Raw genomic sequence first — 25,043 nt, forward strand, 5'->3', positions numbered from 1 at the left:
ACAACTGGTGATTGGCCTTCGAAACTATCGTTGTCTAACACATCCAAAATGGTTGGCGTATCTTCAACGATATCTGCACTATCTAAGACAATATCGGCAACGGCGTTGACTGTGAAATCAACTTTCTGACTCACTTCCAAACCACTCGGATCTTTTGCAGTGAACGTTAGCTCTTCAGAACCGTTCCAGTCTGCGGTTGGTGTGATCGTCGCAATACCATCGACAATCGAAACTTGAATGTTATTGTTGCCAGAAACGGTAAACGTCAGTTCGCTGTCCGCGTTATCAACATCGCTAAATGCGTCATTTAAGTTAATCGTGTATTCAGCAAAGTCCTCAGGTAGAACTTGGTCAGCAATGGTATTTTCCACCACTGGCTTATCATTAACAGGAGTGACGTTTAGCGTAACCGTCGTAGTCTCAGTGACACCGCCAGAGGTGACTGTGTAAGTGAATTTATCAGAACCGTTGTAATCTTGGTCTGGCGTGTAGGTGATTGTTCCGTCGTTGTTAACAACCACAGTGCCGTTAGTCGGACCATCTCCAGATTCAACTGTAACAACTGGAGATTGGCCTTCGAAGCTATCGTTGTCCAACACATCCAAAATGGTTGGTGTGTCTTCAACGATATTCGCACTGTCCGAAACAATATCGGCAACAGCATTAACCGTGAAATCAACCGTCTGACTCACTTCCAAACCACTTGGGTCTGTCGCCGTAAACGTTAATTCTTCTGAACCATTCCAGTCTGCGGTTGGTGTGATAGTTGCGATACCATCAGCAATCGAAACTTGAATATTGCTGTTACCAGAAACGCTGAACGTCAGTTCGCTATCCGCGTTATCAACGTCACTGAACGCGTCATTTAAATCGATGGTATAAGGCGTAAAGTCCTCAGATAGAACTTGGTCAACAATGGTATTCTCAACCACCGGCTTATCGTTGACAGGAGTAACGTTCAGCGTAACTGTTGTGGTTTCAGTGACGCCGCCAGAGGTCACTGTGTAAGTGAACTCATCCGCACCGTTGTAGTCTTGGTTTGGCGTGTAGGTAATGGTGCCGTCGCTGTTAACAACCACACTGCCATTTGTAGGACCATTGCCCGCTTCTACGAATACCACTGGGGATTGGCCTTCGAAGCTGTCGTTGTCTAACACATCCAAAATTGTTGGTGTATCTTCAACGATATTCGCGCTGTCCGAAACAATATCGGCAACGGCGTTAACCGTGAAATCAACAGTCTGGCTAACACTTTCACCATCAGGATCTGTCGCGGTAAACGTTAGCTCTTCTGAACCGTTCCAATCTGCTGTTGGAGTGATAGTTGCGATACCATCAACAATTGAAACCTGAATGTTACTGTTACCAGAAACGGTAAACGTCAATTCGCTATCTGCGCCATCTACATCGCTGAATGCGTCATTCAAGTCGATAGTGTATTCAGCAAAATCTTCCGTTAGAACTTGGTCAGCAATGGTGTTTTCTACCACTGGTTTATCGTTTACAGGAGTAACGTTCAGCGTAACTGTTGTGGTTTCGGTCACACCGCCAGACGTAACTGTGTAAGTGAATTCATCAGAACCGTTGTAATCTTGGTCTGGCGTGTAGGTAATCGTACCGTCGTTGTTAACAACCACACTGCCGTTAGTCGGACCATCACCAGATTCCACTGTAACAACTGGTGATTGGCCTTCGAAGCTATCGTTATCCAGCACATCCAAAATTGTTGGCGTATCTTCAACGATATCTGCACTATCAGCGACAATATCGGCAACAGCATTGACTGTGAAATCAACCGTCTGACTGATCTCTAATCCGCTTGGATCTGTCGCGGTAAACGTTAACTCTTCTGAACCATTCCAGTCTGCGGTTGGTGTGATAGTTGCGATACCATCAGCAATCGAAACTTGAATATTGCTGTTACCAGAAACGCTGAACGTCAATTCGCTATCCGCGTTATCAACGTCACTGAACGCGTCATTCAAGTTAATGGTGTATTCAGCAAAGTCCTCAGGTAGAACTTGGTCAGCAATGGTATTCTCAACCACCGGCCTATCGTTTACAGGAGTAACGTTCAGCTTAACTGTTGTGGTTTCGGTCACACCGCCAGACGTAACTGTGTAAGTGAATTCATCAGCACCGTTGTAATCTTGGTCTGGTGTGTAGGTAATGGTGCCATCATCGTTAACAACCACACTGCCATTTGTAGGACCATTGCCCGCTTCTACGGATACAACTGGTGATTGACCTTCGAAACTATCATTGTCTAACACATCCAAAATTGTTGGCGTATCTTCAACGATATCCGCACTGTCAGCGACAATGTCGGCGACAGCGTTGACCGTGAAATCAACTGTTTGGCTGACCTCTAACCCACTTAGATCTGTCGCGGTAAACGTCAATTCTTCAGAGCCGTTCCAGTCTGCTGTTGGGGTGATAGTTGCGATACCATCGACAATCGACACTTGAATATTGCTGTTACCAGAAACGCTGAACGTCAGTTCACTGTCTAAGTTATCTACATCGCTAAATGCGTCATTTAAGTTAATCGTGTATTCAGCAAAATCTTCCTGTAGAACTTGGGATGGGATAGCATTTTCGGTTGTCGGAGCATCATTAAGTGGATTAACTGTTACCGAAACTTCTGCTTCATCTTCTAATGCACCATCAGAAACTGTGTAGCTAATGGTTGCGTCGCCGTTGAAGTTTTCTGCTGGAGTAAAAACAAGCTTACCGTCTACGATCTCAACCGTACCTTGCTCTGCAGGAACAGACGCATTCACTATGGTCAGCGTGTCACCGTCAACATCGCTATCGTTTGGTAGCACATCAATGGTGACTGGCGTATCTTCGTCCGTCGTAGTGCTGTCATCATTTGCTACTGGTGCATCATTTACAGGGTTAACAGTAACCGAAACCGTTGCTTCATCTGTTAGTTCACCATCAGTAACAACATAAGTGATAGTTGCTTCACCGTTGAAATCTTCAGCAGGAGTAAAAATAAGCTTACCGTCTACGATCTCAACCGTGCCTTGCTCTGCAGGAACAGACGCATTCACGATGGTCAGTGTGTCACCGTCAACATCGGTGTCATTGAGTAGTACATCAATGGTAACTGGCGTATCTTCATCCGTCGCAGTACTGTCATTATTTGCTACTGGTGCATCATTTACAGGGTTAACAGTAACCGAAACCGTTGCTTCATCAGTTAGTTCACCATCGGTAACAACATAAGTGATGGTTGCTTCGCCGTTGAAATCTTCAGCAGGTGTAAAAACTAGCTCACCATCAACGATTGCAACGGTTCCCTGCTCTTCAGGTACTGTGGCTGAATCAATTGTAAGGGAGTCGCTATCTTCATCATCGTCATTGGCTAGGACATCAATGGTAATCGAAACGTCTTCGTCTGTTTGAATGTTGTCATCTTCAGCGACCGGAGCAATTGGCGTGACGGCTGGAGAGGTGTTAGGAAGGTTTAAATACAGCTCAGCAAGAGTTAGGCTTTGAGTTTCGGAAAAGCCAAGCGCAGCTAACCCCGTTGTTTCAAACACAGTATCGGCTAGCAGTTCTGCTGCCGTGCGCTCTACAGTGCCGCTAGCCTGCAAACTGGAACCATTACTCTCGCCTGCAGCTGGTGCGAATTCTTCGTTGAGCAACGTTGGATCTTGCCCATCTTGAAGTGCGTCAATAATTTGAGCGACATCGTCAGTGACGTCTTGCACCCCTTCTTCTCTTGCGACTTGAACTTGAAGCTTTTCCGGTTCAGCTTCAGTTCTAGCAACAATAAGTTCACCCGGTAACGGTTGTTCGTTTTGAGCTAATGTCTTTAATTGCCCATCCAAACCTATTACTACGATCTGACCACCAAGTGAAACTAAGGATGTACGATCCATATAAACCCCTGACCTTTAAATACTGTCAACATTTTGACCAATGATACTAATTCGTTATATATTGCCCGAAGATATAACGCAATAACAGAGCTTTAACACCAAAAAACAACTTTTAAGTCACATATTATCCATATGAAGTGCCAAACAAATGTATGAGAACTGGATCACTACGTTTAAGTGCCAAAATAGTTCTAACATCATGAAAATATGATCTTTATTCAAAGATTATATTAACAGCCATACGGTATAGTGAATTTCAACGATGCACACTTAAGTATAGCAACTAGTTCCATAGTTGATTGTTAATAGCTTTGTGCGTTAGATTATTGACGCCTATAGAGTTATCCCTAATTTATAAGAATAATTTCTCGCCTTCAGACTTGACTAAATCTAGGAGAATTAAAGTGAAGTGGACTCGTGCCAACGCCCTATGTCTTGGTGTGCTTACCGTTAGCCCAGCTTTCGGGCAAACACTAGAGCAAGCAGTAGAAAACACGCTTATTACCAATCCAGACATCAAAAGCGCGTTTAATGAATTCGTAAGTAAGCAGTATGTGAATGAAGCCTCGAGTGGTGCTTACCTCCCTTCAGTCGATCTGGATGCAGGAATCGGTTATGAAGGTATTAACCCTGCCGAAGGTGGCAGAGACTCAACAGACTTAACTCGAAAAGAAGCAACGGTCACCCTAACCCAACTTATTTGGGATGGTTCAGCAACACTAAACGACATTGATAGAACGGCCGCTGACGCTGAGTCTGTTCGTTATCAACTGCTTGCAGATGCTCAAGATACGGCACTTGAAGTGACCAAAGTGTATCTAGATGCAGTGAAAGCCTATGAAGTATTAACGCTTTCAGAAAACAACCTGAAAGTGCACAAAAAGATCTATCAAGACATCAAAAAACGCGTAGATTCAGGAATTGGCTCAACCGCAGACTTAACCCAAGTAGAAGCTCGCCTAGCAAAAGCTCACGGTAATTTGGTCGCGGCACAAAACAATTTGTTTGATAGCCATACCATCTTTACTCGATTAGTCGGGCAAGCTCCACAAGGACTAATCTTCCCACGAGCTGATCAAAACTTCATTCCATACACAGTGGATGACGCAGTTGACTTGGCATTTGACTCTCACCCAGTGATCAAAATTTCTAAAGCAGACGTTGATTCAGCGAAGTTTCAATACAAGCAGTCAAAAGGGAATTATTACCCAACGATCTCGGTAGAAGCAGCACAGACATGGCGTGATGATGCCGCTGGTATCGAAGGAAGTAGTGACGAAACGACCGCAATGCTTCGAATGCGTTACAACTTGTATAACGGAGGCAGTGATGCAGCAAATGCCGAGAGTTTTGCTTACCAATTGAACAAAGCTAAAGACTTACGTGAACGCGCATACCGAAATGTTGAAGAAGGTCTTCGTTTGTCATGGAGTGCATTGGATCTTACCCAGCAACAAAAGCAGTTTTTGTCTGATCACGTAGATTCAGCATCTGAAACCGTTATCGCTTATGAGAAACAGTATCGAATTGGTAAACGAACCCTACTTGATCTGTTGAACACAGAGAATGAACTGTTCGAAGCGCGCAAAGATTATTTAGATGCGAAATACGCTGAGCAATACGCAAAATATCGTGTGATGAACGCAACAGGACAACTATTGAATGCCCTACGCGTTGACGTTCCGACAGAATGGAATCAGAAGGTGGAGTACTAAGACATGCAAGCAGTAAAGATTCTATTCTCACTTGGATTGATTTTGTCTGTGAACCAAGCATTCGCAGAAGATGAATACGACTACATGGTCACTCCGAATGCACAGCAAATAGCAGATCTTCAAGATGATGACGATGACGGAGTAATTAACGCCAGAGATTTATGCCCGGGAACGCCGCCGACATCAGAGATCGATAACGACGGCTGCGGTGAGTACATTAAGTCATCAGAACAAATGCAAGTTCGCGTCTTATTCGCTAATGATTCTGATGAAATTAACCCAGTTTTCCACCGTCAAATCCGTCAGCTGTCTGAGTTTTTGAACGAATACCCTTCCACATCTATTGAGCTGCACGGTTATGCAAGTAAGGTCGGTGGCTCAACCCATAACTTAGACCTATCTAAGCGTCGCGCGAACAACGTCCGTTCTGCACTATTAGGTTACGGTATTGCGGCAAATCGTGTTCGAATCGTAGGTTATGGCGATACTCATTTAGCCCAACAAGGCACGGATGAAGTCAGCCATGCGCTCAACCGCAGAGTGACCGCTTCCGTTGTGGGTTACAAAGGTGAAATAAAGAAAGAGTGGACAATATTTACCACTCTTCCTGAAAATACAATTTAAGGAGCTTCGGCTCCTTTTCTTTTTCAACCTTGCTAAACCGTATTATGCTTTAGGAATCGGCACTTTAGTGGTAATCTACTCGCGTCATAACAATGAGAGTTTTGAAATGAGCAAACTTACATCAGATATCCAAGCAAACCTTGACCTTTTCGTTGCTGAAACCAAAGAAAACCAGTTGGTTTGGGGTCTACGCAATGAAGAAGGTTGGCTATCTTGTGAATCAACTGAATTCGAAAACAGCGAGGTTATGCCTTTCTGGTCTACTAAGGAAGATGCACAAACACACAACGTTGAAGAATGGGCAGATTTCGAAGTACTAGAAATCCCTCTAGATATCTTTGTTGAAGATTGGCTTCTAACTCTTGCAGAAGATGGCGTGCTTGTTGGTACAAACTGGAACGCTCAGCTAGAAGGTAAAGAGGTTGAACCTCAAGATCTAGCTAAACTGTACGTAGGCTAATTCCTAAAGACCTCAGCATCGTGCTGGGGTCTGCTTTATTGTTACTTACCTTTTCGATGTAAAGCTCGACCGAGCGCATAATTTTCTTCATTCCATTATCTATACCCTTCGGCTTTTGTCACAATGAACTGTACCTAATTGGTATATCATTCTGAGCAAACAATATAAAAATAACATAAGGTTACATCACTATGCGTACCCTGCTTTCTTTGCTTGCGTCACTCCTAATCGGCGGTCAGGCAAACGCAAGTGACACTCAAAATATCACCCAATGGCATGCTGTCTATCAAGCTACAATGAAAACAAATGCTAAGTCTGCGCTCAGCATGCTGCAAGATCGGTATCATAGCGCCGATTCTAATAGCGAAAAGTTGTACGTTAGCGGCTTGATTTACGAATACATGTCGAATATTGATCAGCCGTATTATGGAAGCAGTCAAATATTAGAAAACCGCTTTGCCAAGCTTGAGTCCAAGTACATTCTTGCACTGACAGAACGAAAAAATGGCAACTACGATACGTCGGTAAACGTTTTTACTTCCTTACTACAAAGTGCAAAACAGCGAAGTGATGAAGAAACTAAAGCATTAATGAACTATCAGCTTTGCTACACGTTGAATCAACAGGGCCAGTACCACAAAGCAAGCTTCTTTTGTTCATCATTGAACAATCATTTATCGGGTGATCATCAACAAAATATCCCTTCGGATCTTGCTTTACGTGTTATCGCGAACAACTTTGACTTTCGCGGTGAGTATGAAATTGCACTGAATTTGTACCGTCGATTGCTGACAGAAATGCCGACTCAGAGTGACCCAACCGGTGTTTACAATGACGTTGGTAACTTACTGAGCGAGTTAGGTCAGTTTGAGCAATCCGAACAGTACTTAATACAAGCATTGCTGGCACGCCAACTTGAATCAACACCGCTAGAAGTCGCACAGGTCGAACATAGCTTGGCGGCGATGTATAGCAAGTCTATGGATTATGAAAAAGCGGTCAGCCACTACAAGAATGCATTGACGCTTCTTGAGGATCTTAACTATCCCTACGGTCAAGGGTTAACTTATCTTGGACTTGGTTCCGCTTATGTTGATTCTGGCGATTTGAAAAGTGCAGTACCTTACATTAAAAGTGCACTTGCATTAGGTGAGCAATACGAAAATAAGCGTTTGCAAACTGAAAGCCATCTTACCGCGGGCTTTGCTTATTTGAAGCACGACTCTCTGCATGAGGCTTTGGAACACGCGCAAGCGGCGTTAGAACTCGCTAACAAAAACTCCACATCAGCGCTACAAGCTAAAGCCCAGCTGTTGTTATCGCAGATTTATCAAAAGCAAAATGATTTTTCTAACGCCCTCTCACACTATCAAAAATACGCAAAGCTCGAACTTGCTAGCCGTGATGCCAACAACGTAAAAGCAATTGAGGCGTTGGATCTAACAAAAAGCGAGTACGAATATGAACTTCAACTGGTCAAAATAGACAATGAGCGAAACCTTAAGCTCTTGGAACTTGAAAAGTTAGGTGAACAGCAACGAGCTTATAACTTTGTGATTTTCTGTCTGCTTACTATTTTACTAGTCGTGCTGTTCGTATTACGCAATACCAAGATAAAATCACGCTTAGATAGACTTACTGGTTCGTTGAACCGAAGTACTATCATAGAAAAAATCAGAAATCAGACCGTCAGCGCCCCAGAAGATATGCGCTATGTATTAGCCCTGATCGACTTAGACAACTTTAAACTACTCAATGACAAGCACGGACACCCAACTGGCGACTTGGTGTTGAAGCACGTGTGTAAAGCGATTCAAGTTAAATTGAACAAAGGCGAATACCTTGGTCGTTTGGGAGGCGAAGAGTTTATCTTGCTGTTGAAGAACGTGGATGAGATTGATGTGCCATTTCGTATCCAGAGCTTACACAAAACTATCTCTGAAAAACAAATTAAGAGCACTAACGACGAAACTCTCAATGTAACTGCAAGCTTGGCCTACCTCTCAACATCTAAGCCACTCAGTAACTTCGATGAGTTATATTCGATACTAGACCAAGCTTTGTATCAATCTAAAAAGAACGGACATAATGCCGTGATTGATGCGTATAACGAGCCTATTGATCTTCCGTCTTCTGCTTTTGAATCAACGACTGCATAACGGCGTCTTTGTTGTTCAGATAGTCATCTAAGCCCGCTTTGCGCAGGTCGCATGACGGGCAATCACCACAACCATCACCGATGATGCCGTTGTAACACGTTAGCGTGTTTTCACGAACTAGTTGCAGCGCCTCATATTGATCAGCCAGTGCCCACGTTTCTGCTTTGTTCAACCACATTAGCGGAGTTTTGATTTCAAACTGACGATCCATACCCTTAACCAAGGCACTGTTCATCGCTTTCACGAAATCATCACGACAATCTGGATAGCCACTAAAGTCTGTTTCACAAACCCCCGTAATGACGGTTTCTGCACCAATTTGGTAAGCGTAGATGCCAGCAAGCGTTAGGAACAAAATGTTGCGGCCAGGAACGAAAGAGTTCGGCAAACCGTTTTCTTGAAGTTCATGAGAAACTGGAATGTCGTCACGCGTCAGAGAGCTGATGGCCAGTTCATTCAGTAAGCCAACATCCATCACTTTGTGTGCAGTGACGCCAAGATCTTTTGCGACTTTCTCAGCCACTTCAATCTCCAGCTTATGACGCTGACCGTAATCGAATGTGATGGCATGTACTTCGTCAAACTCTTTTAATGCTTGAACCAGACATGTTGTAGAGTCCTGTCCACCACTGAAAACAACGACTGCTTTTTTCATCTTTCTCTCCGAGCTTAAGCAATACTTAGGTATTTATGAGTTTGAACCGACAAACGCCAGTTGCGAGCAACACAGGTATCAATACACAGTTGTGTAGCGCGAGGCTTCTGACTGATAGGCTGAAGTGCGATGACTGTCTTCTCAGCGATTTCTGCAGAGGCCAACAATGCATCAAGCTGATCGATGTCTTTTTGGGTGCCAACCGGATGTTTGATCTCATTTGCGCGTTCTAATGCACTTTTGAGTACTGGTAGCTTCCCTTTCATTGCGACTTTAGGTGACACCGTCACCCATGTACTTTCTGAAGTCACGACCTCTGAAGTACCACTGGTTTCGATTTGGCATTGGCAACCCATTTCCTCAAATGCAGCCGTCAACGCACGTAAATCATAAATGCATGGTTCGCCACCAGTGATCACAATGTGCTTCGCATTGAAGCCCTGCTTTTTGTATTCAGCTACGATGTCTTCTGCCGATGCGAAACACCATGTTGGAGAATCTTCTGTTTTCACCAAGATATCACCGATCTGGCGCTGGTCTTCTTCTTCTGCGTACCAAGTCTGTTTCGTATCGCACCAAGAACATCCAACCGGACATACTTGCAAACGCACAAAAACCGCTGGCACACCAGTGAAAACCCCTTCCCCTTGGATGGTTTCAAACATCTCATTTAGCTTATACAACGTAGAACTCACTCAACTCATTATACTTCGAGGCGAAGACCTTAATGGAGAGGCGCACTCAGGTCAATTTAAACCAAAAATAAATTGTTAAAATAGGTCGTTTTGTAGTTTCATACGCAGGTTCCCCATTTTTTAAGGTAAGTAAAGATGTACAAGCTGATCGCCCTAGACATGGACGGCACGTTGCTAAACAGCGACAAAGTAATTTCTGAAGAGAACAAGCAAGCCATTGCAAAAGCACGCGAAGCGGGTGTTACCGTTGTACTTGCTTCTGGCCGCCCTCTTGAGGGAATGCAAGACAAGCTAGACGAGTTAAACATCAACTCAGACAAAGACTTTGTTTTGTACTACAACGGTTCTATGGTGAAAAACATTGGTACCAATGAAATCATCCACCAGCAGATCATTGATGGCAAAGCTGCGAAGAAAATTGCACGTAAAGCACGCGAGCTTGGCGCTTATGTTCACGCATTCAGCCAAGAGCATGGTCTGATCACAGAAGAAAACAACCCTTACACTGACATCGAAGCAAAAATCAATGGCGTAGCAGTCACTGAGATGAACTTTGATGCGCTAGAAGATGATCACGCGATCATCAAAGCAATGATGGTTGCAGAGCCAAGTAAACTAACTGAAGTTATCTCAGCCCTACCAACAGAGCTAAAACAAGAGTTTACCGTTGTGCAAAGTGCACCTTTCTTCTTAGAGTTTTTGAATCCATCAAGCAACAAAGGCGTCGGTGTTTCGGCCATCGCAGAATACTTAGGCATCAAAGCTGAAGAAGTGATTTGTATGGGCGATGCCGAGAACGACCACCACATGCTTGAATACGCAGGTCTTGGTATCGCAATGGCGAACGCAATGGAAGAAACCAAACAAATCGCAGACTACATCACGGTAAGCAACGACGAGCACGGTGTAGCAAAATCGATCGAGAAGTTTGTGCTTAACGCGTAATACTCTGAGTCGATCTGAATTGATGTAAAAAAGCCTCGCATTTGAGCGAGGCTTTTTGTTATCCATTTTCTAGCTAAGCGCCCTGTTTCGCACGCTTTCCACACGTCAGCTTTCTAGCTAACGTAATAAACGTCAGCATTAGCAACGGGTAATGGAACGTATTAAAGACCAGAGACCAGAACCCACTGAACGAAACCGTTGTACCCAAGTAGAGATAGAGTTGATCAACCAGCAACAAGGCCAAAATAACGAACAACATCTGCTGGCGCTCAAATCGAATATCCGACTCTTTGAATGTCATAACCAGTGCAGACGCTGTAATTAGAATCGCTAACCAACTGGTGAACACAGGCAATGGCCAGATAACAGAGATCACCGCTGTAATTGCTGTCATGGTGAACCAAACCCCTTTCGAGGTGAGCAGTCTATCGACATCTATTTCTGGATTATCTTCCAAACGTAAAACATGCCATGCCACTAGAACACCCAGCAACGCACCAACAGACATATCCAGAATAAACGCAGTCCCCAAGAAGAACTTGCAGAACATTACGGTTAAAGTGACCAAGCCCGTCAACAAAGTGACTCGATTTAATCCAAAACTCTTCGTTCTTTGGAATAAGAAGGTCATCACACAGAACCAAATCGCGATCGGCAAGCTTGGGAAACTAAAACCAAAGCTATGCGTTAACTCTGTGATCGGCATATAAACGTGCGGCCTTGGTAGCGAGAACCCCTGCTGCGCAACCAATACCATTAGAGAAGTCGCAGTGATAGAGAAAAATAGACGGTAAACGAAACGGCTATCAAACTTCATCATGACAAACGGGAACAAGAACAACAGAAACGTTGGATTGCTGATGCTCGTTACCAATTTTGCAACTTCACAGGTTGTTTCACGGCTTGCTGACGAAAATGACGCGATCCAGCTTTGTAAATCGACCATCCAAGAAAGCTCAAGTTGACGAAAACCCGGCGCGGAATCAATCAACTGGTCAACATAAACAACTGATTGATTTGTCGCTCGCGAATAAAATTCAGCCACCTCTTTCCATTGCGCAGGATAACGGTAAAGAGAAGCTGACATGTTGCTCGGGTTTGCAATCATTGCAGAGGCGACTTCTACGCCATAATGCGGCGCAAACCAAATTGGAAGCTCGTTCCCATCTAAAGTGTTGGTCATAGAAAAAGCAATCACTTCTGAATCAGAGACACAATCATAGAATACAGCTGTGTCCGTTCTACCTAGCTCCTCGCCAACGGTGACAACTAAGCCAGTTTCTTCCCAAGTTTCTCGTTGAGCAGCGAGCTTCGGTGACTCACCTTCAATGACAGTGCCACCAGGAAGAGAAATTTTATTGGTTAATATTTCATGGATTAAAACCAGTTTGTCATCTGCGCGGACAATACAAAGCGCCCCTTTTACGTCTTCAGGAAGAGGATTCGCGGCAGATGTAGGAGATACAAACAAAGAAATGGAATACAGGATGAGAAAAAACAGCTGTCTCAGCACAAAATACGACCTTTAACAAAAAAGAAGAATCACTCAGCTATGATGGCAGGATTACCAATATTTTTCGACATAAATTAAGTAACCAGTTGTACATTTAGCACACATGTCAAAAAACGCTTTGCGACACTCTTCAAAATAGTTCTGACAAAAATCAGACATAACTCGAAATATTGGCTGCGATTTTGCCAGTTATATTAAGTTAACGTCAGAGGAATTTACGTGGATTTTACGCCTTCTCAGAATTGAAACAAGAAAGAGAGCTTATTGTCGACAACAAATAAACTCTCTTTATGGTTCACTTATGCATTTACAGCTTTAACCATGCATCTGTCCAAGCCGAGCCCACACCCGGCTCATATGCACTTGGAGTTGAGCCACACCACAAACTGTTTGGCCAAGGCTTGCATTGGTAACTTGCACCATTATTCGTCACTACATCCCCTGCAGAGTAATTCGTACCCGCTTGGTAAGCATCACCTGAAGATGGCGGCGTTGGTGGCGTAGGCTCTGTTGGTGGATCTACAGGAGGATTAGTCCCAGAACAATCTGAGCTGCCTATTGACTGCCATACTCCCCATGGACCAGATTCTGATGGATTATCGCCTTGAGTCCACCATTGCGCTTGCCATAATTGACCAGCCCAAGTAACGGTTTCGCCCGTGTTGTATACGCTACTCGCTTTCCATTCATTGTCACAACTACCAGAAGGCGGTGTCGTTGTACTAGTGGCGGAAGCTGTAGCCACTGCTTGGTATGTAGTACTGGTTTTATCGATACCAAAGGCCAAAGCAACTCTCGCATCACCTGCTTGAGACGCGCCAAATTCCACATCGACACGACATGAGCTTCCTGCACTGAGTGTCGATTGTGCACATTGGTCTCTGGTGATCATCGCAGATTTCGTGACTCCAGAACGTTGCAGTCCTACACTTTCGACAGTAAACGCAACATTACCGATATTTTGAATACTGAAACTGTGTTGCTTCAGCTCGCCCACTTTAAAAGAACTCAACGTCTGATTTGCCGTGTAACCAACAGAAACATTATCTGTTGGAGGCGTTGTCGTACCTATCACACCATCAACAAAACTGCGTAATGCTGCGATGTCGCTGTACACACCGTACTTACCCGGTCGGGCACAACCTATGCCCCAACTGACGATACCTAGCTGAGTGACGAGACCGTTGTTCTTAACGACGATGGGACCGCCGCTGTCTCCCTGACAAGAATCAATGCCACCTTGCGGAACACCCGCACAGAATGATACGGAGCCAACTGTGGTGTAATTACCGCCAGCTTGTCGACAAGTCGCATCAGAGACCAGAGGAACATCCACTTCTTGCAGCGCGGTTGGTGAACTGCCCCCCTCCGAAGTTCGACCTAGGCCAGCGACGGTTAACCAATCACCGACACCTGCATATTGCGAGACACTGCCTGCGGCTATATCCACTTTCGCAACACCAGAGGGAATTGAAGTGAGCTTAAGCAATGCGATGTCGTTAGAAAGCGTAGAAGCATTATAAGAAGGATGAACATAGATCTGGCTGACATTGGAACGTACGCCATCAGTGCCGTTATAAATCACACCACCAATTTTTACCGCGATTTGATTTGGTGTGTCACCGTCAACACAGTGAGCAGCAGTAAGTACGAAACCATCCCCAATATAACTCGCCCCGCAAAAAGAACGATTACCATTGCGGCTGACTATCTGGGTATAAAATTTCCAGTCATTGGGGTTTGCCGTGATACCACCCACGATATCCGGCTGAATTTCATTGTTTTGTGTTTGCGTGACTTGATCTGCACTTGCCAACATTGGCAATAACGCCGTTGCAAGTAAGGTTTTTGATAGATTCAATGTTATTTTCCTCTTGTTTTATGAGGCACTATTCATGTGCCACTTACAAAACAAGCAAACAAAAACAACATCACCAATTTGGATGAGAATGAGTCGCCGCACATTGCGACAAGACTAATAACAAATACTGACTAGTAGACTCAACTTTTGCATCGTCAGATTACATAAATCACTAAGTTACCGTCTTAGCTACGCATTAATTAACGTTCAGATAACGACTTTCTTAACCAATGAATATGATGCCCAAAACCTTGGTTCTCATAGAGAGAAATCGCTGTCTGGTTAAAGTCCCAAACCTCAACAAACATCTGTTTCACTCCATAATCAATGAATGTCGCCTCTATCTTTTCAATCAAAGCCTTCGCGGTACCTTGCTTGCGATACTCGGGTAAAACGTATAGCTCATCAACGCTTCCCATCATCACGGGTTTACTAACCGTAGAAATAAGCTCGCAGAAATGCCCTGATACAAAGCCGATGATCTCATCCTCTACTCTAGCGACATATACCAAACATTCAGGATTATCGAGATAGCGAGCAATACTCTTTTCTTGTTCGATTTCTTCTGCGGTTTTAAACAGCTCTGGGGATTGGACATGGTGCTCATCATGCAGCTCGAACATCAAATCATTGAGTTGTTCAAGATCGTCAAAAAGCGCTGGTTTGATTACAAAAGTAGACATAGGAAAAGTAGCCAAAAACAGGAATCCATATAGTGTGTGTTTAAATGTCCATTAAGGCAAGCAGGAACAAACAAAGCCCCAAAAAATGGGGCTTTTTCTTAATATTGAAGATGGACAACGGATTACATTTCTTCTAGTTTCTTCTGCATCGCATCCATTTGTTTAAGCTTTTCTTGTAGGTTTAGTGTTTGATAGTTCAGACCACCCGCATTAAAGCGAACACTCGGTTGCATTGGATATTGATCTAATGTTTCAGTAAACGCTTTAATCTCTGCACCAACTGGAACGAACAACCACAAGTTATCAGCCATCCATCGGAAATACATTGGTGATTCGTCTTTACCTCGCTCAAACGGATCTGCACGCATATGTGCAACCTGTGGCCAGTTTGGCTCAAAACGAACTGCGTCTGTCATATCGCCTTCCATAATTGCGAAATGCAACTTCCAATCATTCCAACGAATCGCGTTCAATTCACCGTTTGCCGAAAAATACAACAAAGACTCACGTGGCACCTTATCTGTTTCACCTTTCAAGTAAGGAAGGTAGTTGTAGCCATCAATATGAACACGCCAGTCTTTCCCGTTCGCCTTATAGCCTTTAGCTAACTTTTCTTTCACATCATTAACACCGGCAGCGGCTAGAATGGTTGGTAGCCAATCTTGGTGAGCCATCATTTCGTTCATCTGCGTGCCCGGCTCAATCACCCCCGGCCATCGAACAATCTGAGGCACTCGGAAACCACCTTCCCAAGTTGTGCCTTTCTCACCTTTAAATGGAATCGTACCGCCGTCAGGCCATGTGAAAGTTTCCGCACCATTATCCGATGTAAAGATAACTATGGTGTTGTCTTCAATCTTAAGTTCCTCTAGCTTATCTAGCAGAATACCAATTTGGTCATCGAGTTCTAACATGCCATCGGCATAGATGCTGACGCCCGACTTACCCTGATATTTTTCTTGAAGACGCGTCCAAACGTGCATACGTGTAGAGTTATGCCAAATGAAAAACGGTTTATCTTCTCTCACCGCTTTTTCCATAAAGTTAAGCGTTCCTTCCAAGAACTCTTCATCTACCGTTTCCATTCTTTTGCGTGTAAGTGGTCCTGTATCCTCAATCTTTCCGTCCGCATAAGAGTGAATCACCCCGCGTGGGCCGTAGTTCTTTTTAAATTCAGGATCTTTCGGGTAGTAATACGTCTCTGGTTCTTCTTCCGCATTTAAGTGGTACAAGTTACCGAAAAACTCATCAAAGCCGTGATTTGTCGGTAAATGTTTGTCTTGATCGCCTAGATGGTTTTTTCCAAACTGTGCAGTGACATAGCCCTGCTCTTTTAAAAGGTCAGCAATCGTTGGAGTCCAATCCGCGATACCATGATTGGCTCCTGGCAATCCCACTGTAAGTAGACCCGTTCTGAACGGTTCTTGTCCAGTAATGAAAGCTGCTCGTCCAGCCGTACATGATTGCTGAGCATAATGGTCGGTAAATAACGCGCCTTCATTCGCTATTCGGTCAATGTTTGGTGTGCGATAGCGCATCATACCTTGGTTGTATGCACTAATATTCCAATAGCCAACATCATCACCAAATATCGCCAATATGTTAGGTTTTTCTGCCGCTATAACGCTGGGAGATACAGCCAATACACTTAACGAGACCGCCCGTTTAAGCCCTATTGAAGTCATATACTTATCCTCATTGAACTGATAAAAATCCGTACCGATCTTACCTAGATGAGCTATAACTAGTGGGCATAAAAGTCCGCCGAAACGGTTATGAAATAACGACGTTTTTACGTGTTATATTTAACTAAGAAAGTAATAACGAGACTAAAGGTTAACGAATGCCGAAAGAGATAGACTTCAATTTGATCCCGTTTTTTCTGGCTATATATGAAGAAGGTAATATCTCTGTCGCTGCAAAAAAGCTTGGCGTTACCCAACCGGCCGCAAGCAAAAACCTTAAACGCCTAAGAGAAAAGTATGATGATGTATTGTTTATACGCCACCACAATGGTGTGTCTCCATCAAATAAAGCCATTGAGATCTACCCAGCACTCGCCGCAGCGAACAAACTGTATGCTTCAACGTTAGAGCATCTAAATAGATTCAGCCCTATCTCGTCAGACCGAAGCTTTTCCATGGCATGCATTAACATCGCAAGCTATCAATTGATACCTGAGTTGCTTACACAAGTAAGAAAAAAAGCTCCAAATATCACTATCGATGTTCACCCACTCTACAGTGAAGATTACGAAATGGATCTACGAGTAAAGAGATATGATTTTGTCATCGATGCGCCTCAACTACGTACTTCGTCCTTAAGATATAAACCGATTGGAAAACGTGAGATTGTCGTAGTTTGCGCGAAAAACCATCCAAGACTGGGAGAATCCATCTCTCAAACGGAGTTCTTGAATGAGGATCACATCGTTCTAGGTTCTTGGCAGCACAAGGTGAACCCTTTATCGAACAGTGACATAGTCGAACTATCTCACCGCAGCACTCCTTATAGTGTTTCTAATGCATTAGATATGTTGAAAACTGTCGAGAAAACGGATGTGATTTGCTTGATGGACTCAACGATAACGAAATCTTTTGAGCAGCTTATGGAAATCAAAGTTCTTCCATTTCCATTTGAGCAAACAAAGTGGGATTTGTGCTTAATATATCATCCAAACCGAGCCACCGACTCCGGACATAAGTGGATGAGGAACATAATAAGTGACGCCTCTGAAAAAATAAATAAGGCTCAGAATTGAGCCTTATTATGTTGAATTTGATGCAAACTAGCCACGTTTAAGCACTCGCTCGATTTCGCCAAGACTGGATGGGTCATCAATGGTTGATGGCACCACGTATTGCTCGCCATCGGCTATTTGACGAATGGTTCTTCGCAGAATTTTACCTGAGCGAGTCTTTGGCAAACGGTCAACAACCAGCGCATGTTTAAAGCAAGCCACAGCGCCAATCTCGTTGCGTACTTTACCCACCAACTCACCTTCTAGCGTTAGGTCATCAATCTTCACACCATCTTTAAGAACCACGAAGCCAAGTGGTAGCTGACCTTTTAACTCATCGTGGATACCGACTACCGCGCATTCCGCAATCGCTGGGTGACCACCAACGATTTCTTCCATCTCGCCAGTAGACAGACGGTGACCAGCAACGTTAATTACGTCGTCAATACGACCCATAATAAACAGATAACCATCTTCATCTAGGTAACCGCCATCTCCCGATACGTAGTAACCCGGGAATTGACTTAGATAACCGGTTTCAAAGCGATCATGGTTACGCCAGACAGTTGGTAAACAGCTTGGTGGTAATGGGCGCTTCAAAGCCACAAAACCTTGTTGATTTGCGCCCACTGGCATGCCCATTTCGTTCAGAATCTCGACCTGATAGCCAGGAATCGGCTTGGTAGCGGAGCCTGCTTTTACCGACATCATCTCGATACCGGTCGGATTGCCCGCGATCGCCCATCCGGTCTCCGTTTGCCACCAGTGGTCAATGACCGGCTTATCTGCTTTGCTTTCGACCCATTCTAGCGTTGGTGGATCAAGGCGTTCGCCTGCCATAAAGATAGAGTCGAGATTGGACAAGTCGTATTGCTTAATGAACTCGCCTTCTGGGTCTTCTTTCTTAATTGCACGAAAAGCGGTTGGCGCGGAAAAAAGCACATCCACTTTGTATTCGTCACAAACACGCCAGAATGCACCCGGATCCGGTGTTCTCACTGGTTTGCCTTCAAATAGAATAGTTGTACAGCCATGAATCAACGGTGCGTACACAATATAAGAGTGACCAACGACCCATCCTACATCCGATGCAGCCCAGAACACGCCATCTTGGGGGATGTTATAAATCGACGTCATCGAATATTTCATCGCCACGGCATGACCACCATTGTCACGCACTACGCCTTTTGGTTTCCCTGTTGTGCCAGAGGTATACAGAATATAAAGAGGATCTGTCGCTAGCACAGGGACACACGCATGAGGCAAAGCTTGCGCGTATTCTTGCTGCCAATCTAAATCACGTTCAAGGTTAAGTTCGGCTTCGCACTGCGGGCGTTGAAGAACAAAGACTTTCTCAGGCTTCCAACGGCTGTCCATAATGGCTTTATCAACCATTGGTTTGTACGGGATCACCTTGTTAATTTCGATGCCACAAGACGCCGTCATGATGACTTTAGGTTCCGCATCTTCAATTCGAACGGCAAGCTCATTCGGGGCAAAACCGCCAAACACCACCGAATGAATCGCGCCCAATCGAGCACACGCTAACATCGCCATTGCTGCTTCTGGGATCATCGGCATGTAGATGACCACACGATCGCCTTTGATTACGCCTTGATTAGAAAGCATGCCCGCGATTTTCGCCACTTGGTCACGCAGAGCTTGATAACTGTAAGTTTGTTTTTGCCCCGTCACTGGCGAATCATAAATCAGTGCGGTTTTGTCGCCTCTTCCTTGCTCGCAATGATAATCCAACGCGAGCCATGACGTGTTCATTACGCCATCAGGAAACCAACGTTCAATCCCATGTTCGTCAGCTTGTAAGATGGTATTTGGCGCTTCAAACCAATCGATGTTTTCAGCTTGAGCACGCCAAAAGTTTTCCGGTTCATTTTGTGCCCAAAGGTATTCTTTTTGATATGCAGACATATTGCTTCCTCCAGTATGTCCTGACATTGCTTCTCTTAAGTATCACTACCATGCAATTGTGTTATTCAAAGACATTGGAGGGAACACGCACACAGCCCTCCATCAGTATTCTCGCGCTGCGGCTCATAATGGCTTTCTCAACCACCCAACCTTGTTCTGTTTGTTTGGCTTTTGCCCCCACCTTAAGCATTCCTGATGGATGCCCAAACGTCACAGATTCTTTCTCTCCGCCACCAGCCGCTAGGTTCACCAAAGTACCCGGGACGCATGCCGCCGAGGCAATAGCGACCGCTGCGGTTCCCATCATGGCGTGGTGAAGTTTGCCCATAGATAAAGCTCGGACGAGAATATCGACCTCACCTGCCTCTACGGCTTTACCACTCGACGATAAATAGGATTTAGGCTGAGAAACAAACGCAATCTTAGGCGTGTGTTGACGTGTTTGAGCCTCTTCGAGCGAATTAATAAGACCCATTTTTAGCGCGCCATGAGCACGAATGGACTCAAACCTCGCAAGAGCAGATTCATCGTTATTGATGTCATCTTGAAGCTCAGTGCCTTGGTAGCCAAGTGCTTCTGCATCAATGAAGATCGTCGGTATGCCTGCGTTAATAAAGGTGGCGTTGAACGTCCCAACATCTGGCACGACCAAATCGTCTACTAGATTGCCAGTTGGAAACATGCTGCCTTCACCATCAGCAGGGTCGACAAAATCAACTTGAATTTCTGCCGCAGGGAACGTCACGCCATCAAGCTCAAACGCCCCTGTTTCTTGAACGAAACCATTTACGATTGGCACATGAATCAATATGGTTTTGCCAATATTTACCTGCCATACACGAACGGTAACGATGCCGTTTTGAGGAATTTGATCTTCGTCGATCAACCCTGCATGAATGGCGAAAGGTCCGACTGCAGCAGAAAGATTGCCACAGTTACCACTCCAATCAACAAACGGCTTATCTATCGATACTTGCCCGAACAGGTAATCAACGTCGTGATCGACTCGCTGACTGCGCGACACAACCACAGTTTTACTGGTGCTGGAAGTTGCGCCGCCCATGCCATCAATTTGTTTGGCATACGGGTCAGGGCTACCAATCACACGAAGTAGCAGCTTGTCTCTTGCCTCACCTGCAACTTGCGCTGGCTGTGGCAAATCTTCAAGGTTGAAGAAAACACCTTTGCTCGTACCGCCGCGCATGTAAGTCGCTGGGACTTTGATTTGGCTTTGCATCTTGCTATCCATATCTTGCTCCGTTATTGCGCTATCTATTGCGAGAGGAAATCTTGAGCAAAGCGCTGTAACACACCGCCCGCTTTATACACGTGAACTTCATCTTCGGTATCGAGTCGACAAGTCACCGGCACATCAACCTTGTCGCCATTCGCACGAGTAATCACCAGCGCCAAATCAGCACCTGGAGTGATATCGCCGATAACGTCATAAAGTTCAGTGCCATCTAATTCGAGCGTCTTTCGGTTCACGCCATCTTTAAATTGCAGAGGAAGCACGCCCATGCCAACTAAGTTGGTACGGTGAATACGCTCAAACCCTTCAGCGACAATGGCTTCTACACCCGCCAAGCGAACGCCTTTCGCCGCCCAATCTCGGGACGATCCTTGACCATAATCTGCACCCGCGACCACAATAAGTGGCTGCTTGCGATTCATGTAAGTCTCAATCGCCTCCCACATGCGTGTCACTTTGCCTTCAGGTTCGACTCTCGCTAACGATCCTTGCACTACTTCGTCGTTTTCCTTGACCATTTCGTTGAACAGTTTCGGGTTAGCGAAAGTAGCGCGCTGCGCGGTTAAGTGATCGCCTCGGTGAGTCGCATATGAGTTAAAGTCTCCTTCTGGCACGCCCATCTTCGCGAGGTATTCGCCTGCGGCGCTGCTTGCCAAAATTGCGTTTGATGGCGACAAATGGTCGGTCGTAATGTTATCGCCTAAAACGGCAAGAGGACGCATTGAAGACAGAGTTCGCTCACCAGCCAGTGCTCCCTCCCCCTCTTTTTGCCAGTAGGGAGGTCGACGGATATACGTACTCATCGGACGCCAATCATAGAGCGGATTCGGGTTACGAGCCTCATCATTCAGTTTAAACATTTGAATGTAGACTTGATTAAATTGCTCTGGCTTAACGTACTCACCCACCACAGCATCAATTTCTTCATCCGTTGGCCACAAGTCATTGAGGTAAACCGGCTTGCCGTCTTTATCTGTACCCAAAGAATCACGTTCGATATCAAAGCGAATCGTACCGGCTAACGCGTAAGCAACGACCAAAGGGGGCGATGCTAAGAATGCTTGTTTTGCGTAAGGATGAATTCGACCATCAAAGTTGCGATTCCCCGAAAGTACCGCCGTTGAATACAGATCTCGGTCAATGATTTCTTGTTGGATTTTCGGGTCAAGTGCACCGCTCATGCCGTTACAGGTTGTACACGCATAAGCCACGATACCAAAACCAAGCTTTTCTAGTTCAGGGAGTAAACCAGATTCTTCAAGGTAGAGTCGAGCAACTTTAGAACCCGGAGCAAATGAAGATTTCACCCAAGGTTTGCGCACCAACCCAAGCTCATTCGCTTTCTTAGCGACCAGACCAGCCGCCACAACGTTTCTTGGGTTACTGGTATTGGTACAAGAAGTAATCGCCGCGATGATCACCGCGCCATCTGGAAGCTCGCCTTCCTTCTCTTGCCACTCGCCAGAAACACCACGTTCAGCAAGCTCTGCGGTAGGTAAACGACGATGAGGATTAGATGGACCTGCCAGATTGCGCCCGACTTGGGACAAATCGAATTCAAGCACGCGTTCGTAAACCGCCGTGTCTAAATCATCCGCCCACAGGCCGGTTTGCTTGGCGTACTTCTCTACCAAGTCGACCTGTTGATCATCGCGTCCTGTCAGTTTGAGGTAATTAATGGTCTGCTCATCAATGTAGAACATCCCAGCGGTTGCGCCGTATTCTGGCGTCATGTTTGAGATGGTCGCGCGGTCGCCGATGGTTAGGTCTCGCGCCCCTTCGCCAAAGAATTCGAGATAGGATGAAACCACGCGTTCATTGCGTAGAAACTCGGTAATCGCTAGTACGATATCGGTGGCGGTAATACCCGGTTGACGCTTACCAGTGAGCTTCACACCGACAATGTCCGGAAGACGCATCATCGACGGGCGACCAAGCATAACCGTCTCCGCCTCTAAGCCGCCGACACCAATCGCAATAACGCCAAGAGAATCAACGTGAGGTGTATGACTGTCTGTGCCGACACAGGTATCTGGGTAAGCAATGCCTTGCTTAACTTGCACAACCGGAGACATCTTCTCCAAGTTGATTTGGTGCATGATGCCGTTACCCGCAGGAATAACGCTGACGTTCTCAAACGCCGTCTTACACCACTCGATAAAGTGGAATCGGTCTTCGTTTCTGCGCTCTTCTATCGCACGGTTTTTCTCAAACGCCTCTGGGTCAAAGCCTGCGTGTTCAACTGCCAGTGAATGGTCAACGATCAACTGCGTTTCAACCACAGGGTTTACTTTCGCTGGGTCACCGCCTTGTTCGGCAATCGCATCACGCAAACCAGCGAGGTCGACTAATGCAGTTTGTCCAAGGATGTCATGACAAACCACACGCGCCGGATACCAAGGAAAATCAAGGTCACGCTTGCGTTCAATCAACTGTTTTAGGCTATCAGTAAGCATATTCGGGTCGCAGCGGCGAACCAACTGCTCAGCTAAAACGCGTGAGGTGTATGGGAGCTTTTCATAGGCTCCTGGAGAAATATCGTTAACTGCTTCTCGGGTATCAAAATAATCGAGTTTGGTTCCCGGGAGCGGCTTACGATATTGAGTATTTATGTTTGTGGTGATGCTCATGGGCTTGCTTCCGCTTTAGTGTACATCTTGTGCCTGAACGCACCGCGATACTGTTTTTGAAATGGATTCGCGGTGAAAGAGACGCCCTCTGTGAATGCCATCAAGACAAAACTCACAAAGAGGCGTCACGCGCTAGCGTTGTTCGATTGGCACCCAGTCTTGATGATCCGGTCCGGTGTAATCCGCGCTTGGGCGAATGATTCGGTTGTTCGCACGTTGTTCATACACGTGCGCCGCCCAACCTGTCAGTCGACTCATCACAAAGATTGGTGTAAACAATTTGGTCGGAATGTCCATGAAGTGGTAAGCCGAAGCATGGAAGAAGTCGGCATTACAAAACAGACCTTTCTCACGCTTCATGACTGATTCCACGCGCTCAGAGACCGCGTAAAGATGTGTGTCACCCACCTCTTTCGATAACGCTTCTGACCAACGCTTGATCAGTGCATTACGAGGATCACTTTCGCGATAAATCGCATGCCCAAAGCCCATGATTTTGTCTTTGTTCTCTAGCATTTGCAGAATATTGGCTTCTGCCTCATCTGGCGTTTGCCAATCTTGAATCATCTCCATCGCCGCTTCGTTTGCACCGCCATGAAGTGGCCCACGTAACGTACCGATAGCAGCCGTAATACAAGAATGAAGATCAGAAAGCGTAGAAGCACACACGCGCGCCGCAAATGTTGAGGCATTAAACTCATGCTCTGCATAAAGAATCAAAGAACAGTGCATCACCTTTTTGTGCGTTTCGCTTGGTGCTTTATCAGTAAGAAGTTTTAGGAAGTAGCCGCCTATGCAGTCTTCGCTGTTATCGTGCGTTTTGATTCGTACGCCATCGTGGCTGAAGCGATACCAGTAACAAATGATGGCAGGGAAAAGCGCCAGCATTCGCTCAGTAGCATGGAGCTGTTGCTCAAAGTCCATTTCTTGCTCTAAGTTACCCAGCATAGAGCAACCTGTGCGCATAACGTCCATCGGGTGAGCATCAGAAGGGATCAGCTCTAACGCTTGCTTAAGCTCCGCTGGTAAGCCACGCAAGCTCAATAGATGTGTCTTGTAGTCGTCTAGCTCTTGTTGATTAGGTAAGTGACCGCGTAACAGCAAATGCGCGACTTCTTCAAATTGAGCATGATTTGCCAAGTCCGTAATATCGTAACCACGATACGTTAGACCCGTCCCCGTTTTACCGACAGTGCATAAAGCTGTGCTTCCAGCGCTTTGACCGCGTAGACCTGCGCCACCTATCTCAGCTTTCTTTTCTACAGAATGAGGCATTGTTGAACTCCTTT

Annotated in this window: 17 protein-coding genes; 6 read left to right on the forward strand and 11 right to left on the reverse strand. The window is 45.4% G+C overall.

Annotated features, from left to right (window positions below; all coding sequences use genetic code 11):
• Window positions 1-3,893 (reverse strand): tandem-95 repeat protein (locus KIT90_RS24330; protein WP_285379112.1); only part of this gene is annotated, 3,893 nt, incomplete at its 3' end.
• Between the two features lie 404 nt (window positions 3,894-4,297).
• Here KIT90_RS24330 and KIT90_RS24335 point away from each other — a divergent pair.
• The 4 genes from KIT90_RS24335 to KIT90_RS24350 all read left to right on the forward strand — a co-directional run bounded on the left by KIT90_RS24335 (window position 4,298) and on the right by KIT90_RS24350 (window position 8,851).
• The gene (locus KIT90_RS24335; protein ID WP_045416554.1) at window positions 4,298-5,608 is read left to right on the forward strand and encodes a TolC family outer membrane protein; all 1,311 of its coding nucleotides are present in this window, start codon (window positions 4,298-4,300) and stop codon (window positions 5,606-5,608) included.
• Window positions 5,609-5,611: 3 nt separating this feature from the next.
• Window positions 5,612-6,232 carry an OmpA family protein gene (locus KIT90_RS24340; protein ID WP_005443610.1) on the forward strand — a complete coding sequence of 207 codons (621 nt, stop codon included), beginning with the start codon at window positions 5,612-5,614 and terminating at the stop codon, window positions 6,230-6,232.
• 106 nt (window positions 6,233-6,338) lie between these two features.
• Window positions 6,339-6,692, forward strand: a complete 354-nt coding sequence (locus tag KIT90_RS24345; protein ID WP_005443612.1) for a DUF2750 domain-containing protein — start codon at window positions 6,339-6,341, stop codon at window positions 6,690-6,692.
• 191 nt (window positions 6,693-6,883) lie between these two features.
• Window positions 6,884-8,851: a GGDEF domain-containing protein gene (locus tag KIT90_RS24350; RefSeq protein ID WP_285379113.1), complete on the forward strand. Its 1,968-nt coding sequence runs from the start codon at window positions 6,884-6,886 to the stop codon at window positions 8,849-8,851.
• Here KIT90_RS24350 and queC read toward each other — a convergent pair.
• Window positions 8,808-9,506 (reverse strand): 7-cyano-7-deazaguanine synthase QueC, encoded by a 699-nt coding sequence (queC, locus tag KIT90_RS24355; RefSeq protein ID WP_285379114.1) that lies wholly within the window; start codon window positions 9,504-9,506, stop codon window positions 8,808-8,810. The genes KIT90_RS24350 and queC overlap by 44 nt on opposite strands.
• A 14-nt stretch (window positions 9,507-9,520) precedes the next feature.
• Complete coding sequence (queE, locus tag KIT90_RS24360) at window positions 9,521-10,171, reverse strand: 7-carboxy-7-deazaguanine synthase QueE (protein WP_038894142.1); 651 nt, start codon at window positions 10,169-10,171, stop codon at window positions 9,521-9,523.
• A gap of 165 nt (window positions 10,172-10,336) precedes the next feature.
• On the opposite strand from queE, the gene KIT90_RS24365 reads away from it, so the two are divergent.
• The gene (locus tag KIT90_RS24365) at window positions 10,337-11,146 is read left to right on the forward strand and encodes a Cof-type HAD-IIB family hydrolase (protein WP_045416562.1); all 810 of its coding nucleotides are present in this window, start codon (window positions 10,337-10,339) and stop codon (window positions 11,144-11,146) included.
• Window positions 11,147-11,219: 73 nt separating this feature from the next.
• On the opposite strand, the gene KIT90_RS24370 is transcribed toward KIT90_RS24365, so the two are convergent.
• The 4 genes from KIT90_RS24370 to KIT90_RS24385 form a co-directional block, all read right to left on the reverse strand.
• The gene (locus KIT90_RS24370) at window positions 11,220-12,659 is read right to left on the reverse strand and encodes a bifunctional NUDIX hydrolase/phosphatase PAP2 family protein (protein WP_045494885.1); all 1,440 of its coding nucleotides are present in this window, start codon (window positions 12,657-12,659) and stop codon (window positions 11,220-11,222) included.
• A 307-nt stretch (window positions 12,660-12,966) separates the two neighbouring features.
• Window positions 12,967-14,520 (reverse strand): trypsin-like serine protease, encoded by a 1,554-nt coding sequence (locus KIT90_RS24375; RefSeq protein WP_285379115.1) that lies wholly within the window; start codon window positions 14,518-14,520, stop codon window positions 12,967-12,969.
• A 200-nt stretch (window positions 14,521-14,720) separates the two neighbouring features.
• Window positions 14,721-15,203, reverse strand: coding sequence for a GNAT family N-acetyltransferase (locus KIT90_RS24380; RefSeq protein WP_285379117.1), 483 nt, complete (start codon window positions 15,201-15,203; stop codon window positions 14,721-14,723).
• Between the two features lie 122 nt (window positions 15,204-15,325).
• Entirely contained in the window at window positions 15,326-16,888 is a 1,563-nt protein-coding gene (locus KIT90_RS24385; protein WP_285379119.1) for an arylsulfatase, read from the reverse strand.
• 158 nt (window positions 16,889-17,046) lie between these two features.
• Here KIT90_RS24385 and KIT90_RS24390 point away from each other — a divergent pair, with 158 nt between their 5' ends.
• The gene (locus tag KIT90_RS24390) at window positions 17,047-17,964 is read left to right on the forward strand and encodes a LysR family transcriptional regulator (RefSeq protein WP_285379120.1); all 918 of its coding nucleotides are present in this window, start codon (window positions 17,047-17,049) and stop codon (window positions 17,962-17,964) included.
• 27 nt (window positions 17,965-17,991) lie between these two features.
• On the opposite strand, the gene KIT90_RS24395 is transcribed toward KIT90_RS24390, so the two are convergent.
• The 4 genes from KIT90_RS24395 to prpC form a co-directional block, all read right to left on the reverse strand.
• Window positions 17,992-19,872, reverse strand: a complete 1,881-nt coding sequence (locus KIT90_RS24395; protein WP_285379121.1) for a propionyl-CoA synthetase — start codon at window positions 19,870-19,872, stop codon at window positions 17,992-17,994.
• Between the two features lie 61 nt (window positions 19,873-19,933).
• Window positions 19,934-21,121: a 2-methylaconitate cis-trans isomerase PrpF gene (gene prpF, locus KIT90_RS24400; protein ID WP_285379124.1), complete on the reverse strand. Its 1,188-nt coding sequence runs from the start codon at window positions 21,119-21,121 to the stop codon at window positions 19,934-19,936.
• 23 nt (window positions 21,122-21,144) lie between these two features.
• On the reverse strand, window positions 21,145-23,754 hold the full coding sequence (gene acnD / locus KIT90_RS24405) for a Fe/S-dependent 2-methylisocitrate dehydratase AcnD (RefSeq protein ID WP_285379126.1): 2,610 nt from the start codon (window positions 23,752-23,754) through the stop codon (window positions 21,145-21,147).
• Between the two features lie 132 nt (window positions 23,755-23,886).
• On the reverse strand, window positions 23,887-25,029 hold the full coding sequence (gene prpC / locus KIT90_RS24410) for a 2-methylcitrate synthase (RefSeq protein WP_285379128.1): 1,143 nt from the start codon (window positions 25,027-25,029) through the stop codon (window positions 23,887-23,889).
• Window positions 25,030-25,043 lie beyond the last annotated feature (14 nt).

Origin of the sequence: Vibrio sp. B172a (assembly GCF_030248355.1) — a bacterium.
In the GTDB taxonomy this organism is placed as follows: Bacteria; Pseudomonadota; Gammaproteobacteria; order Enterobacterales; family Vibrionaceae; genus Vibrio; species Vibrio owensii.